14 protein-coding genes are annotated in these 14,109 nt (G+C 68.6%); 5 read left to right on the forward strand and 9 right to left on the reverse strand.

Going from position 1 to position 14,109, the window contains the following annotated elements; genetic code table 11:
• Positions 1-101 precede the first annotated feature (101 nt).
• Complete coding sequence (locus tag E3O32_RS06745) at positions 102-497, reverse strand: DUF3592 domain-containing protein (RefSeq protein ID WP_134507869.1); 396 nt, start codon at positions 495-497, stop codon at positions 102-104.
• A gap of 104 nt (positions 498-601) precedes the next feature.
• Between E3O32_RS06745 and E3O32_RS06750 the strand changes: the two genes are divergently transcribed.
• Positions 602-2,068 (forward strand): peptide MFS transporter, encoded by a 1,467-nt coding sequence (locus E3O32_RS06750; protein WP_134507871.1) that lies wholly within the window; start codon positions 602-604, stop codon positions 2,066-2,068.
• Between the two features lie 42 nt (positions 2,069-2,110).
• On the opposite strand, the gene E3O32_RS06755 is transcribed toward E3O32_RS06750, so the two are convergent.
• Positions 2,111-3,439, reverse strand: coding sequence for an MFS transporter (locus tag E3O32_RS06755; protein ID WP_198417536.1), 1,329 nt, complete (start codon positions 3,437-3,439; stop codon positions 2,111-2,113).
• A gap of 5 nt (positions 3,440-3,444) precedes the next feature.
• Positions 3,445-3,957 carry a MarR family winged helix-turn-helix transcriptional regulator gene (locus E3O32_RS06760; protein WP_134507875.1) on the reverse strand — a complete coding sequence of 171 codons (513 nt, stop codon included), beginning with the start codon at positions 3,955-3,957 and terminating at the stop codon, positions 3,445-3,447.
• 113 nt (positions 3,958-4,070) lie between these two features.
• Here E3O32_RS06760 and E3O32_RS06765 point away from each other — a divergent pair, with 113 nt between their 5' ends.
• Both E3O32_RS06765 and E3O32_RS06770 read left to right on the forward strand, forming a co-directional pair.
• Complete coding sequence (locus E3O32_RS06765; protein WP_134507877.1) at positions 4,071-4,922, forward strand: alpha/beta fold hydrolase; 852 nt, start codon at positions 4,071-4,073, stop codon at positions 4,920-4,922.
• Between the two features lie 9 nt (positions 4,923-4,931).
• Positions 4,932-5,984 carry a lipoate-protein ligase LplAB gene (locus E3O32_RS06770; RefSeq protein WP_134507879.1) on the forward strand — a complete coding sequence of 351 codons (1,053 nt, stop codon included), beginning with the start codon at positions 4,932-4,934 and terminating at the stop codon, positions 5,982-5,984.
• A gap of 27 nt (positions 5,985-6,011) precedes the next feature.
• On the opposite strand, the gene E3O32_RS06775 is transcribed toward E3O32_RS06770, so the two are convergent.
• On the reverse strand, positions 6,012-6,332 hold the full coding sequence (locus E3O32_RS06775) for a GNAT family N-acetyltransferase (protein WP_134507881.1): 321 nt from the start codon (positions 6,330-6,332) through the stop codon (positions 6,012-6,014).
• Positions 6,333-6,366: 34 nt separating this feature from the next.
• Between E3O32_RS06775 and E3O32_RS06780 the strand changes: the two genes are divergently transcribed.
• The gene (locus tag E3O32_RS06780; RefSeq protein WP_134507883.1) at positions 6,367-7,278 is read left to right on the forward strand and encodes a DNA-methyltransferase; all 912 of its coding nucleotides are present in this window, start codon (positions 6,367-6,369) and stop codon (positions 7,276-7,278) included.
• Positions 7,279-7,327: 49 nt separating this feature from the next.
• Entirely contained in the window at positions 7,328-8,254 is a 927-nt protein-coding gene (locus tag E3O32_RS06785; RefSeq protein WP_134507885.1) for an LLM class F420-dependent oxidoreductase, read from the forward strand.
• A gap of 125 nt (positions 8,255-8,379) precedes the next feature.
• On the opposite strand, the gene E3O32_RS06790 is transcribed toward E3O32_RS06785, so the two are convergent.
• The 5 genes from E3O32_RS06790 to E3O32_RS06810 all read right to left on the reverse strand — a co-directional run bounded on the left by E3O32_RS06790 (position 8,380) and on the right by E3O32_RS06810 (position 14,085).
• Complete coding sequence (locus E3O32_RS06790; RefSeq protein WP_134507887.1) at positions 8,380-9,408, reverse strand: LacI family DNA-binding transcriptional regulator; 1,029 nt, start codon at positions 9,406-9,408, stop codon at positions 8,380-8,382.
• A gap of 40 nt (positions 9,409-9,448) precedes the next feature.
• The gene (locus E3O32_RS06795; RefSeq protein WP_174776492.1) at positions 9,449-10,906 is read right to left on the reverse strand and encodes a GH1 family beta-glucosidase; all 1,458 of its coding nucleotides are present in this window, start codon (positions 10,904-10,906) and stop codon (positions 9,449-9,451) included.
• Entirely contained in the window at positions 10,903-11,745 is an 843-nt protein-coding gene (locus tag E3O32_RS06800) for a carbohydrate ABC transporter permease (protein WP_134507889.1), read from the reverse strand. The genes E3O32_RS06795 and E3O32_RS06800 overlap by 4 nt, the downstream gene beginning before the upstream one ends.
• A complete protein-coding gene (locus tag E3O32_RS06805; RefSeq protein ID WP_134507891.1) occupies positions 11,742-12,731 on the reverse strand; it encodes a carbohydrate ABC transporter permease in 990 nt (329 codons plus the stop codon). Before E3O32_RS06805 ends, E3O32_RS06800 begins: the two co-directional genes overlap by 4 nt.
• A 142-nt stretch (positions 12,732-12,873) precedes the next feature.
• Positions 12,874-14,085 (reverse strand): ABC transporter substrate-binding protein, encoded by a 1,212-nt coding sequence (locus E3O32_RS06810; RefSeq protein ID WP_134507893.1) that lies wholly within the window; start codon positions 14,083-14,085, stop codon positions 12,874-12,876.
• Positions 14,086-14,109 lie beyond the last annotated feature (24 nt).

Here is a 14,109-nt window from a genome sequence, read left to right on the forward strand (position 1 = left end):
CGCCTGGAGCGCCGGCTCCGCGGTCGTCGCCTCGGCCGCCTTCGCCTGGGAGGCCTCCAGCAGACGTCGGTGTGGCCCGGGTCCTCGAGCGGCCCGGCGACTCAGACGAACATCAGCACGAAGCCGAGCACGGCCGCGGCCAGGCCGGTGCCGAGCAGGATCAGCCCGGTCAGCCGCAGCCCCTTGCCCTCGATCTCCGGCGCATGGGTGCGGCAGTGCCAGGGCGTCCGGGAATTGAACCAGAGCGGAACATCCTGCCCGGGCGAAAGCCGGTGGGTCTCGTGGGTGGTCGCGGGGCACTCGTGCACTTCGCCGTCCTGGTCGAACCAGCGGATGACGGTTCCCGGCCCCGACGCGGCGATCACCCCGTCGGCCGGGATCCACCGCCCCTTGATCCCGCGCACGAACGCCCCCGCCAGATAGAGGGTCACGCCGAGGACCAGGCCGACCAGGGACAGCACCTCGCTGATGAGCGAGATGAGTGAGTGTGTGTCCAATCCGGCCCCTCCGGCAGAAGCAATGCTGCTTTTCCGATCGTATCGTGTGCGGCCGAACCCCCGCCGATGCCCCCAAAACAGGGGGCACGCGGTAAGGTCGGGCAATGAGCACGGTCGCGGAACGAACCCCCACCCATGAGGACAGCAGCTTTCTGGGGCAGCCGCGCGCGCTCGCCAACATCTTCGGGGTGGAGATGTGGGAGCGGTTCTCCTTCTACGGTATGCAGGGCATCCTGCTGCTCTACTTGTACTACTCGGCGACCCGGGGCGGCCTGGGAATCCCCCAGGCGACGGCCGCCGGCATCGTCGGCGCGTACGGCGGCGGGGTGTACCTGTCGACCATCCTCGGCGCCTGGATCGCGGACCGCCTGGTCGGCTCGGAGCGGGTGCTCTTCTTCAGCGCCATCGTCATCGCGGTGGGCCATCTCGCGCTCTCGCTCATCCCCGGGATTGCCGGGGTCACGGTCGGGCTGATCCTGATCGCGCTCGGCAGCGGTGGGCTCAAGGCAAACGCCACCTCCGTCGTCGGCGCGTTGTACCGACGTGACGATCCTCGGCTCGACGCGGGCTTCTCCCTGTTCTACCTCGGCATCAACCTCGGGGCCTTCTTCGGCCCCATCCTGACCGGGCTGCTCCAGTCCACCCTCGGCTTCCACTTCGGCTTCGGCCTCGCGGCCGTGGGCATGACGATCGGCCTGGTGCAGTACTCCTTCGGGCGGAAGCGCCTGCCGGAGGTCGTGCACCACGTGCCCAACCCGCTCCCGGCCGAACGCACGCTGCCGTACCTCGTCTCGGCCCTGGCCGCCGTCGCGGCGATCGTCGTGCTCGTGATGGTCGGCGTCATCACTCCGACCAGCCTCGTCACCATCGTGATCGGCCTCACCGTGATCGCGACGATCAGTTACTTCGTCGTCATCCTCCGCAGCCGCCGGATCACCGCCGTCGAACGCAAACGCGTCTACGCGTTCATCCCGCTGTTCCTCGCCAGCGCCGCATTCTGGTCGTTGTCACAGCAGCAGTTCACCGTGGTCACCATCTACGCCGATGAGCGCCTCAACCGCGACCTGTTCGGCTGGGTGCTCCCGGTGTCCTGGGTGCAATCGTTCAACCCGATCTTCATCATCCTGCTGTCCGGCGCGTTCGCGGCCCTGTGGACCCGCTGGGGGTCCCGCCAGCCGTCGACACCGGTCAAGTTCGCGATCGGGACCGCGGTGATGGGCGTCGCCTTCCTGATCTTCCTTCCCTTCACCGGCGGCGGCGCGAACTCGACGCCGCTGGCAGCGATGGTCGGCATCCTGCTCGTGCTCACCGTGGCCGAGCTCCTGATCGGCCCGGTCGGCCTGTCGATCACGACCAAGCTCGCCCCCGAGCCGTTCAAGACCCAGATGGTGGCGCTGTTCTTCCTGTCGATCGCGCTCGGCACCGCCGTCTCCGGAGGGCTGGCCCAGTGGTACACGACGGTCCCGGAGACGGTGTACTTCAGCGTGATCGGCGGCGTCGCCATCGCGCTCGGCCTGCTGCTCGCGCTGATCTCCCGGCCGATCCTGCGCCTGATGGACGGCGTGCGCTGACGCCGCCGCCTCGGCGGCGGGTGACTACCGGCCGGCGGGTGACTACCGGCTCGCCGTGGCCTCGACGATCGCGATCTCGCGGGTGGCGGTCTCCGGCGTGCCGGCGACCAGGTCGCGGCCGTCCCCGTCATGGCGCAGCAGCAACCGTGGCGTGCGGCCCGGCCGGTATCGCACGCGCAGGCTCCGGTACCTGACCATCCAGAAGAGCACGGCCCCGGCAGCCAGGATGCCGGAGAGCGCGGCGACGCCGAGCGCCCAGCGAGGGCCGTACTGGTCGGCCACCCAGCCCACCAGGGGAGCCCCGAGCGGGGTGCCGCCGGCGAAGATGGCCATGTACAGCGCCATCACCCGGCCGCGCATCGCCGGCCGGGTCGTCGTCTGCACGTAGGCGTTGGCCGTGGTCATCAGCGTCAGCGAGGCGAATCCGATCAGCGCGAGCGAGACCGCGAAGGTGACGTAGTTCGGCATCACCGCGGCCAGGGCGCAGGACAGCCCGAACACGGCGGATCCGGCGACCACCAGGCGGAGGCGCGGTCGGCTGCGCCGGGCCGACAGCAGCGCGCCCGCGACCGATCCGATGGCCATGATCGAACTGAGGAAACCGAACTCGCCCGCGCCCATCCCGAACTCGACCGTGGCCATCGTGGCGGTGAAGATGGCGAAGTTGAAGCCGAAGGTGCCGACCAGGAAGACCGTGACCAGCACGGCCACAATGTCCGGCCGATGCGACACATAGCGCAAACCGGCCATCAGCTGGCCGCGCTTGCGCGACGCCCGCGGCTGCGGTCGCAGTTCCTTCGTGCGCAGCATCGCCATCGCGAGCACGGTCGCGCCGAAGGTGACCGCGTTGATGATGAACACCCAGCCGGCGCCGATGGCGACCGTGAGCAGCCCCGCGGCGGCCGGGCCGACCAGGCGGGCGCCGTTGAACGACGCCGAGTTGAGCGCCACCGCGTTGGAGAGCTTGTCGTCGGAGACGAGCTCGGAGACGAAGGTCTGCCGCGCCGGGGCGTCGATCGCGGCGACGATCCCGAGGCCGAGCGCGAACAGGTAGACGTGCCAGAGCTGGGCGACGCCGGTGACCGTGATCAGGCCGAGCCCGAGGCCGAGCAGGCCCATCAGACCCTGGGTCACCATCAACAGCCGCCGCCGGTTGAACCGGTCGGCGATGAGGCCCGCCCACGGCATCAACACAAGCTGCGGACCAAACTGCAGCGCCATCACGATGCCGACCGCCGTGGCGTTATGGTCGGTCAGGTCGGTGAGCACGATCCAGTCCTGGGCGGTGCGCTGCATCCAGGTTCCGATGTTCGACACCAGGGCGCCGGCGAACCAGATGCGATAGTTCGGGACGCTCAGGGAGCGGAACATGGCACTCAACTGTCGGTGAGCTCCTTCATGATCTCGATGGCCTCGGCGAGCACCCGGCGCTGTTCGGGGGTGAACCTGACGATGCGCTGGGCCAGCCAGGCGTCCCGGCGCTTGCGGGTGTCGCGCATCATGGTGCGCCCGGTCTCGGTGACGGTGAGCACGACCTTGCGGCCGTCGTCCGCCGAGGCGGTTCGATTGACCAGCCCGGCCTGGACGAGCGCGTTCACGGTGCGGTTCATCGACGGCGGCGTCACCTTCTCGTGCTCGCTGAGCTCGCGAAGGGTGAACGGGCCGTAGAAGAACAGGGTGCCGAGGGCGGAGAACTGGCTGCCGCTGAGCTCGTTGTCCGCCTTCTCCTGGCGCAGGCGCCTGGCCAGCCGCCCGTTCGCCAGCCGGAAATCATGGCTCAACTCGGCGACGGTCATGCGGCGACCGGGAGCCGAGCCGGGCGCCGTGCCGGAGGCCGATCCGGAGGTCGGGCCGGAGACGGTCGAAGCGGATGCCGTTGCAGAGTCCATAGATACCAACCATAACCACTTAGCAACGCTAAGTATTCCCCCTGTGCGGGTGGCGGGCCGCGATTCCGGGTCGGTTTCGGTGCGGGCCCGGTTCGACCTGACAGACTGGTCCCGTGCCCACCTACACGGATGACTACGGCGTCGCGATCACCTACTACGTCTGGACGGTGCCTCACCCGCGTGCCGCCGTGCAGCTCGTCCACGGCGTGGGCGAGCACGCGCACCGCTATGAGGAGCTCGTCGGCCGGCTCAACGCCGCTGGGTACACCGTGTATGCCGACGACCATCGCGGCCACGGCCAGACCGGGGTGCACCAGCACCGCGGCGACCTGTCCCGGCTCGGCCGGCTCGGCGAGGGCGGGCTGCGCGCCGCGGTCGCCGCCGTGCACCAGCTCAGCGGGATCATCCGGGCCGAACAGCCCGGTGTGCCGCTCGTGCTGCTCGGCCACAGCTGGGGCTCGTTCATGGCGCAGATGATCCTCAACCGCTACCCGGACGACTACGACGCGGTGGTGCTCAGCGGCACCGCCTACCGGATGCCGGGCTACCTCGACGGCGGAGACCTGAACCGCAGGCACAAGAACCTGGGCACGACCGGGGTCGAGTGGCTCAGCCGGGACCCGGCCGTCGCCGCCGCGTTCGTCGCCGACCCGCTGACGACGTCCGTGCCGCTGGCGAAACTCTTCGGAATCCGGGACGCGGCCCGGCTCTTCGGGCGCCCGGCCCGGCGACTGCCGGCGAGGCTGCCGCTGCTGATCCTGGTCGGCAGCGATGACACCGTCGGCGGGGAACGGAGCGCTCGCATGCTCTCGAAGGCATATGCGGAGCGCTCGGGGCTGCGCGACATCCGTCTCATCGTCTACCCGGGGGCACGGCACGAGGTCTTCAACGAGACCAACCGGGAGCAGGTCTTCGCCGACCTGATCGGGTGGCTGGACGAGCGGGTTCGGGCGCGCGCCGATTAGGCTTGCGTCATGCACGGTGAATACAAGGTCCCAGGCGGCAAGCTCGTCGTCGTCGATCTCGAGGTCGTCGACAACACGATCGTCGACTTCCGCCTGGCCGGTGATTTCTTCCTCGAACCCGACAGCGCGCTCGGCGACATCAACGCCGCGGTGAACGGACTGTCTGCGGACAGTGACGCGGTGAGCATCGCGGCCGCGGTGAGGGCTGCCCTCCCGGCGGAGGCCACCCTGCTCGGTTTCTCTCCGGAGTCGGTGGCGGTCGCGATCCGGCGTTCGCTCGCCCGGGCCAGCAGCTGGCAGGACTACCAGTGGCAGCTCATCCACTCGCCGCGTCCCGTCCCGCCGGTGATGCAGATGGCGCTCGACGAGGTGCTCGCGATCGAGGTCGGCGAGGGCCGGCGCAGCCCCACCCTCCGCATCTGGGAGTGGAACGAACCGGCCGTGGTGATCGGCAGCTTCCAGTCGCTGAAGAACGAGGTCGACCCGGTCAACGCCGAGAAGCACGGCTTCACCGTGGTGCGCCGGATCAGCGGCGGCGGCGCCATGTTCATGGAGGCGGGCTCGGTGATCACCTACTCGATCTACGCACCGACCGACCTCGTGCAGGGGATGACCTTCGCCGACTCATACGCCTACCTCGACGAGTGGGTGCTCACCGCGCTCAAATCGCTCGGCATCGACGCCTACTACCAACCGCTCAACGACATCACCAGCCCGAAGGGCAAGATCGGCGGGGCGGCGCAGAAGCGGCTCGGCAGCGGGGCCGTGCTGCACCACGTCACCATGAGCTACGACATGGACGGCGAGAAGATGGTGCAGGTGCTCCGCATCGGCCGGGAGAAGCTCAGCGACAAGGGGATCACCAGCGCGGCCAAGCGCGTCGACCCGCTGCGCAGCCAGACCGGCCTCAGCCGCGCCGAGATCATCGACCGGATGAAGCAGACCTTCACCGGGCTCTACGGCGCGGTCTCCGGCGACGTCACCGACGACGAGTACGCCAAGGCGGCGGCGCTGGTCGAGAGCAAGTTCGGCACGGCGGACTGGATCGGGCGCGTCCCGTAGAACCCGCGTCCGCCCCGGTGAGAACAGTCAGCGGCCGCGGGTCAGCAGGTCCTGGTATTCGGCGTGCGCGTCGATCCAGCTCACCACATACGGACACACCGGCACGACGGTGAGGTCCGTGCGCACGCGCACATCATCGAGGGCCTGCTCCACGAGGATGCCGGCCAGCCGCTGGCCGCGACGGGCCGGGTCGACCTCGACGTGGGTGAACAGCACCTCCTGGCCTTCCACCTCGTAGTCGGCGAAGCCGACGGTCTCGCCGTCGATCAACAACGTGTACCTGGCCAGTGCGGGCTCGTGGCGGAAGGTCACCGCTGCCGGGCCGGTGGTCGCTGAGTCAGTAGTCATCTCCATAGGCTAGGCCGCCTGACACAATGAGGGAATGCCAACCGTGTGGTCCCAGTCGTCTCCCAGCCGTGTCGTCCATGCCGACAACCTCGAGATCCTTCCCGGGCTGCCGGATGCGGCGTTCACGCTGATCTACCTCGACCCGCCGTTCAACACCGGCCGGAAGCAGAACCGCCAGTCCACGACATCCGTTCGGTCGCCGGCCCCGGTGGACTCCGAGGCCCTCGGCGCACGCGCGGCCGGCACGATCACCGGGTTCAAGGGCCAGCGTTACGAGCGGATCAAGGGTGACCTGCTCGGTTACGACGACCAGTTCGAGGACTACTGGGCCTTCCTCGAACCTCGCCTGATCGAGGCGTGGCGGCTGCTGGCCGACGACGGCACCCTGTACCTGCACCTCGACTACCGGGAGGCGCACTACGCGAAGGTGCTGCTCGACGCGCTCTTCGGCCGGGACTGCTTCCTCAACGAACTGATCTGGGCCTACGACTACGGCGCGAAGTCGAAGAACCGCTGGCCGACCAAGCACGACACGATCCTGGTCTACGTGAAGAACCCGGCAGCGTATTACTTCGACTCGACCACGGTCGACCGGGAGCCGTACATGGCGCCCGGCCTGGTCACCCCGGAGAAGGTCGCGAAGGGCAAGCTGCCGACGGATGTCTGGTGGCACACGATCGTGTCGCCGACGGGCAAGGAGAAGACCGGGTATCCGACCCAGAAGCCGGTGGGCATCCTGCGCCGGATGATCCAGGCCTCCAGCAGGGAGGGCGACTGGGTGCTCGACTTCTTCGCCGGCAGCGGCACGACGGGCGCGGTCGCGGCCGCCCTCGGGCGCCGGTTCCTGCTGGTGGACCAGAACCCGGAGTCGATCGCCGTCATGCGGGAGCGGTTCGCGCCGCTGGCCGAGGTGGAGTTCCTCGGCCCGACGGTCGCCATCGCCTGATCCCGGCGGGCTCGAAAACCGTCCGGTCCAGGTCTGGAACACTGGGACCATGAGACTCCGCATCTTCACCGAACCGCAGCAGGGCGCCGACTACGACGGAATCCTCGCCGTCGCGCAGGCCACGGAGAAGCTCGGCTTCGACGCCTTCTTCCGCTCCGACCACTATCTCGCGATGGGCGACCAGGTCTCCGGCCTGCCCGGGCCGACGGATGCCTGGACCACCCTCGCCGGCCTCGCCAGGGAGACCTCGCGCATCCGCCTCGGCACGCTCGTCTCTTCGGTGACCTATCGGCCTCCGGGCATCCTGGCGATCCAGGTGGCCCAGGTCGACCAGATGTCCGGCGGACGGGTCGAGCTCGGCCTCGGCACCGGCTGGTTCGAGCGGGAACACCTGGCCTGCGGCATCCCGTTCCCGGCCAAACGGTTCGGCATGCTCGAGGAACAGCTCGAGATCGTGACCGGACTGTGGGGCACCCCCGCCGGCGAGACCTACAGCTTCGCCGGCGAGCACTACACGCTCGTCGATTCGCCGGCGCTGCCGAAGCCGGCCCAGGCGCGCATACCCGTGATCGTCGGCGGCGGGGGAGCGAAGCGCACCCCGGCCATGGCCGCGCGGTTCGCCACCGAGTTCAACCTGCCGTTCCCGGAGTTCGCGGATGTCCCCGGCAAGTTCGCCGGCGTGCGCGCGGCCTGCGAGGCCATCGGTCGCGACCCGCGTGAGCTCGTCTACTCGACCGCCCTGATCGCGGTCGCCGGCCGTGATGAGGCCGAGTTCACCCGCCGTGCCGCCGCGGTCGGCCGTGAACCGGCCGAGCTGCGCGACCACGGCCTGGCCGGCACCGCGTCCGAGCTCGTCGACCGGCTGGGTGCGCTCGCCGCCGACGGGGTCGAGTGCGCCTACCTGCAGATCATGGACCTGTCCGACCTCGACCACCTCGACTTCATCGCCCGCGAGGTCGTGCCCCAGCTCGACTAACCTCGGTCCGTCCGGTTCGTCCGGCCCGTGCGTCCGCGATCAGCGCGCCCGGTCCGGCAGGCCGCGGCCGCGCCCGCGGACGCGGGCTGCGGTTCCGGGCGCGGCCTGGCGAGGGGCGGTCCCGGTCAGGCGGAGTCGCGCAGCACGAGACGGGTCGGCATGAGGGTGCGGTGTGGCATGCTCTCGTCTCCGGCGAGCCGGCGCAGCAGCACGTCCGCCATCGCGTAGCCCATTTCCTCGGAGGGCTGGCTCACGGTGGTCAGCGCCACCGGGCCGCTCGTCGCGGCCGGGCTATCGTCGAATCCGACGATGGCGACGTCCCCCGGCACCGAACGGCCGAACTCGCGCAGCACGTCCACCGCGCCGGTGGCCATGAGGTCGCTCGCCACGAAGAGGCCGTCGAGGTCGGGGTACCGCTCCAGCAGGCGTCGGGTGGCCGCGGCCCCGCCGGCGGCCGTGAAGTCGGCGAGCTCGACGGCATCCGTGGGCAGACCGGCCCGCTCGAGCGTGCGCGCGAACCCGGTGAGGCGGTCGATGCCGGCCGGCATGTCCCCCGCCCCCGCGATCGAGCCGATGCGGCGGCGCCCGATGTCGAGCAGGCGCTGGGTGCCCGTCTCGGCTCCCGCCGCGTTGTCGACGTCGACGAAGTAGGCGTCGAGGTCGTCGGCGTTCGACGGCCGCCCACCGAAGACCACCGGCATGGTCGTCTCGAGCTCGGCCACGAAGTCGTCGCCGGTGTGGTGCGAGATGATGAGCGCGCCGTCGACGTTGCCCGTGCGCAGGTAGCGCAGGGTCTTGTGCCTCGGGTCGCTCGAGGCGACGAGCAGGTTGAGGGTGTAATCGCTCTGGTCGAGCCGGCGGGTGATTCCCTGCACGACCGCGGCGAAGTAGGGGTCACCGAAGAACCGGGTCATGTCCTCGGGCACGACCAGGGCCACGGCCTCGGTCTGCCGGCTCGCCAGCGAGCGGGCCGCCCGGTTCGGCACGTAGTTGAGCTCGCCGATCGCCTTGGTCACTGCAGCGACGATCTCGGGGCTGACCTTCGTCGACCCGTTGACCACCCGGCTCACGGTGGCCCGGGACACCCCGGCCACCTCGGCCACCATTTCCAGGGTGGGCTGCGCGGGACGGGCCTGGCGCACACTGGTAGTCATGACGTCATTCTAATTTGCCCGCGCCCCTCGTCGTTCCCGGTCAGGAGAGGGCGCGGTTGCGGATGATTTCGGCGTAGGCTCGGCCGCTGTCCTTGACGATGCGCTCCTGGGTCTCGTAGTCGACCCGCACGATGCCGAAGCGCTTCTCATAGCCCCAGGCCCACTCGTAGTTGTCCATCAGCGACCAGTAGAAGTAGCCCTTGACGTCGACACCCTCATCGATCGCGTCGAGGATGGCGCCCAGGTGGTCGGTGAGGAACTCGGTGCGCCGGGCATCCGGAACGCTGCCGTCCGCGGCGACAACGTCGTCGAACGCCGCGCCGTTCTCGGTGACGTAGAGGCTCGTCCCGGTCGGGGCCGCGTATTCGGTGTTCACCCGGACGAGCAGTTCGCGCAGCCCGTCAGGCTGGACCTCCCACTCCATGGCGGTCAGCGGTAGCCCCTGCGGGTGGTCGAAGACCCCGTCGGCGGCCGGGAACGGCGACCGGGTGGGGCGGGCGGTCGGGGCCTGCGCGAGCAACGGATGCTCGGCCGGGCGATCGCTGACCAGGTCGCCGTGGTAATAATTCACGCCGAGGGTGTCGATCGGCTGATTGATCCGGGCCAGGTCACCCTCGCGGATGAAATCGGTCAGACCGTATTCGGCGACGTCCTGGAGCACATCCTCCGGGTAGGAGCCGCGGAAGACCGGGTCGAGGAAGATCCGGTTGAACTGCCCGTCGATCCGGCGCGCCGCGTCCACGTCGCCGGCATGCGTGGGATCGACCGGCTTGGCGACCGTGAGGTTGAGCGTGATGCCGAGTTCGAGTTTCGGGTCGCGTTCGCGGAGCGCCTCGACGGCGAGGCCGTGTCCCAGGAGCAGATGGTGCGCCGCGGCCAGGCCGTCCCGGGGGCTCTGCCGCCCCGGGGCGTGTGCACCGCCGGTGTAGCTGAGGAATGAGGAGCACCAGGGCTCGTTCAGGGTGGTCCACACGCCCACACGGTCACCGAGGGTGTCGTGAACGCTGAGGGCGTAGTCCCGGAATCGCAGGGCGGTGTCGCGGTTGGTCCAGCCTCCCGTGTCCTCGAGGGCCTGCGGCAGGTCCCAGTGGTAGAGGGTCAGCCACGGCTTGATCCCGGCGCCGAGGAGCTCGTCGACCAGGCGGGAGTAGAAGTCGATGCCCTTGGGGTTGACCGGTCCGCCGTCGGGTCGCACCCGTGACCAGGAGGTGGAGAAGCGGTAGGTCTGCAACCCCAGGTCCTTCATCAGGGCGACGTCGTCCTGGTAGCGGTGGTAGTGGTCGCAGGCGACGTCTCCGTTGTCGCCATTGATGACGGCACCCGGCACGCGGCTGAACCTGTCCCAGATGGAATCCGTGCGGCCGTCTTCATGGGCGGCACCCTCGATCTGGTAGGCCGCCGTGGCCGCCCCGAAGAGGAATCCGGGCGGGAAGGTGCGGGTGTGGGAGGTCAGGTCCGGATTCGCGGCGAGACCGTTGAGTGTTCCGAGAACGGTCATCCCTTGACCGCGCCCTGCATGATCCCGGCCACCAGCTGCTTGCCCAGGAAGATGAATACCAGGATCAGCGGGATGATCGACAGGACGACGCCGGCGAGCACGAGCGAGTAGTCGACGTAGAAGGCTGCCTGCAGCTGCTGCAGTGCCACGGGGAGGGTCGGGTTGCCCGGGCCGAGCACGATGAACGGCCAGAAGAAGTTGGTCCAGGTGCCGATGAAGGTGAACAAGGCGAGCATCGCCGCGGCCGGCCGGGCGGCCGGGAGGCCGATGTGCCAGAAGCTGCGGATCATGGAGGCGCCGTCCATCCGGACGGCCTCGATCAGTTCGTCGGGGAGGGCGTCGCGCAGGTACTGGGTCATCCAGAACACGCCGAACGCGGTGACCATCGCGGGCGCGATGACAGCCCAGAGGCTGCCGGTCCAGCCGAGCCTGGCCATCACGATGAACAGGGGCACGATGCCGAGCTGGGTGGGCACGGCCATGGTCGCGATCACGAAGATGAGCAGACCTTCCCGGCCCCGGAACTTGAGCTTGGCGAAGGCATAGCCCGCCAGCGTGGAGAACAGGACGACGCTGATCGACACCACGGACGACACGATGATGCTGTTGCCGAGGGCGGTCCAGAACGGGATGCTGTCGATGACGGTGGCCGCGTTGGCGATGAAGTTGCCGCCCGGGATCCACATCATGCCGTTCTGGTTCAGGGCCGAGGCGTCCTGGCTGCCGATCAGGTATGACCACCAGATCGGGAAGGCGGAGCCGAGGAGAACGGCGATCAGGATGCCGTAGACCCAGATGGAGGGTCGGCGGTCGTGTCCGCCGATGATGGTCTTGCTCATTTCAGGCCTCTCGCGCGGGTGCGCAGCTTGCGGTCGGCGGTTCCCGCGATGCGCCGGGTGATGAGGAAATTGGCCACGGCGATCACGATGATGATCAGGAAGAGCAGCCAGGCCACGGCGGATGCCCGCCCGAAGTTGCGCTGGTTCCAGCCGAGCTCGTAGATGTACAGGGTGAGTGTCTGCCACTGCCGGCTGGCGCCGCCCTGGCCGACGTTGTCGAACATCCGCGCCTCGTCGAAGATCTGCAGGCCGCCGATGGTGCTGGTCAGGATGACGAAGATGATGATCGGTCGGAGCAGCGGCAGGGTGATCGACCGGAAGGTGCGCCAGCGGTTCGCGCCGTCGATGATGGCGGCCTCGTAGTAGTCGCGCGGCACGGCCTGCATGGCGGCGAGGAAGATGAGGGCGTTGTAGCCGGTCCAGCGGAAGTTCACCATCGTGGCGATGGCGAGGTGGCTCGGGATCACGTCGACATGCCAGCGGATCGGCTCGAGCCCGAGGCCCCCGATCGCGCTGTTGATGAGCCCGTACTTGTCCCCGAAGAGGTCGTTGAAGATGAGCGCGACCGCGACCGGTGCCACGACATACGGCAGGAGGACGCCCATCCGCCAGAAGGTCTTGCCGCGCAGGTTGAAGTCGAGCACGGCGGCGATGCCGAGCGCCAACAGCACCTGGGGGATGCTCGAGAGCAGGAAGATGCTGAACGTGTTGCGGAGGGAGTTCCAGAAGTAGCCCTGGGTCAGCACGGTGACGAAGTTCTCCAGGCCGACGAAGTCGCCCTGGCCACCGATCAGGTTCCAGTCGTGCACCGACACCCACGCGGTGTAGAGCAACGGGAACAGTCCCATCACTCCGAAGACGAGGAAGAAGGGGGAGATGTAGAGGTAGGGCGAGAAGCGCACGTCCCAGCGGCTGAGCTTGTGGCTGAAGGCGATCCGGCGGATGCTGCGGGCATTCACCTCGACAGCGGCGGAGGTGGTGGTCATGAAGAGTCCTTCGGTGGTTGAGCTTGTCGAAACCCGGTGGTCGAGCTTGTCGAAACCCGGCGGTCAAGCCGGTCGCGACCCGGTGACCGGGCCGGTCGAGGCAATGCTGGCCTCGACCGGCCCGACTGCGGGGTGAGGCAGGTTAGCCGAGCGCCTTGACGTCGGTGGTCCACTGCGCCCAAGACTGGTCCGGCGTCATCGTGCCGTCTTCGACCCGGGTGAGCGCCTGCTGCATGGCGTCGTTGATGGCGAAGTAGAACTCACCCTTGAACGGAGTCACGTCGACGGCTGCGGCCCGGTTGGCGAGGATCTGACCGGTCGGAGCGTTGTTGAAGAACGGGTTCGCCGCCCCGAGGAGTTCGTCGCTCTTGAGAGCGTCGACCTGGCTCGGGAAGGTGCCCTTGGACGCGAAGGCCTTGAGCTGCTGCTCAGGGGCGGTCAGCCAGGACGCGAGCTTCTGAGCTTCCTTCTGGTGCTTGGACTGGTTGGGAACGGTCAGGTACGAGCCGCCCCAGTTGCCGCCGCCGCCGGGGAACGTGTCGGCGATGTCCCAGCCGGTGACCCCTTCAGCGTTGCCCGAGATCACGCCGAGCATCCAGCCCGGGCAGAGCATCGTGGCGAAGCCGTTGTTCTGGAAGCTGGCGGTCCAGTCGTCGCTCCACTGTCCGAGGTGCGCCGAGAGGGTGCTGCTGGCGTCGAGCACGCTCGTGTACGCCGCCTTCACCTCCGGGTTCTCGGTCGCGATGATGGTGCCGTCCTTCTTCTCGTAGGCGTTGGGGATCTGGTTGACGACGCCCTGCCAGGTGGCTCCGGCCGAGTCGAACCATGGCACGTTCGTGCCGGCGGCCGCGAACGTCTTGCCGGCCGCGTAGTAGCTGTCCCAACTGGTGCCGAGGAGTTTGGCGACCTCGGCGCGATCGGTCGGCAGGCCGGCCGCGGCGAACAGGTCGGAGCGGTAGCAGACGCCCTCCGGGCCGATGTCGGTGCCGTAGGCGATCAGGCGACCGTCGGCATCCGTGGCGGCCTTGGCCTTCCAGTCGAGCCAGCGGTCCTTGACGTCGTCGCTGGTCAGGTCCACGAACTGGTCAGAGTACTTCAGCAGTTCCGGCAGCCAGTCGACCTCGATGGCCTCCACGTCGCTCAGGCCGCTGCCCGCGGCGAGGCGGGTGGTGAGGTTGTCGCGGGCCTCGTTGGAGGTCGCCGCCTTCTTGTGCGTGATGGTGACGTTCGGATTCGCCTTCTCGTATTCGCCGAACAGGTCGTCGTAACCGAATTCGTTGAACGTGGCGACGGTCAGTTTGACATTCTTGTCGCCTGACTGCTCGGTGCCGGCGCCGGCTGAACAACCGGACATTACCAGTGCGAAGGATGCTGCTCC

The sequence above is a fragment of the Cryobacterium mannosilyticum genome, from assembly GCF_004402705.1.
GTDB classification, from domain to species: domain Bacteria; phylum Actinomycetota; class Actinomycetes; order Actinomycetales; family Microbacteriaceae; genus Cryobacterium; species Cryobacterium mannosilyticum.

Coding starts and splice junctions, on each gene's coding strand:
- E3O32_RS06750 (WP_134507871.1), top strand. CDS start 602: ATGAGCACGGTCGCGGAACGAACCCCCACCCATGAGGACAGCAGCTTT.
- E3O32_RS06755 (WP_198417536.1), bottom strand. CDS start 3,439: ATGTTCCGCTCCCTGAGCGTCCCGAACTATCGCATCTGGTTCGCCGGC.
- E3O32_RS06760 (WP_134507875.1), bottom strand. CDS start 3,957: ATGGACTCTGCAACGGCATCCGCTTCGACCGTCTCCGGCCCGACCTCC.
- E3O32_RS06770 (WP_134507879.1), top strand. CDS start 4,932: ATGCACGGTGAATACAAGGTCCCAGGCGGCAAGCTCGTCGTCGTCGAT.
- E3O32_RS06775 (WP_134507881.1), bottom strand. CDS start 6,332: ATGACTACTGACTCAGCGACCACCGGCCCGGCAGCGGTGACCTTCCGC.
- E3O32_RS06780 (WP_134507883.1), top strand. CDS start 6,367: ATGCCAACCGTGTGGTCCCAGTCGTCTCCCAGCCGTGTCGTCCATGCC.
- E3O32_RS06785 (WP_134507885.1), top strand. CDS start 7,328: ATGAGACTCCGCATCTTCACCGAACCGCAGCAGGGCGCCGACTACGAC.
- E3O32_RS06790 (WP_134507887.1), bottom strand. CDS start 9,408: ATGACTACCAGTGTGCGCCAGGCCCGTCCCGCGCAGCCCACCCTGGAA.
- E3O32_RS06795 (WP_174776492.1), bottom strand. CDS start 10,906: ATGACCGTTCTCGGAACACTCAACGGTCTCGCCGCGAATCCGGACCTG.
- E3O32_RS06800 (WP_134507889.1), bottom strand. CDS start 11,745: ATGAGCAAGACCATCATCGGCGGACACGACCGCCGACCCTCCATCTGG.
- E3O32_RS06805 (WP_134507891.1), bottom strand. CDS start 12,731: ATGACCACCACCTCCGCCGCTGTCGAGGTGAATGCCCGCAGCATCCGC.
- E3O32_RS06810 (WP_134507893.1), bottom strand. CDS start 14,085: ATGTCCGGTTGTTCAGCCGGCGCCGGCACCGAGCAGTCAGGCGACAAG.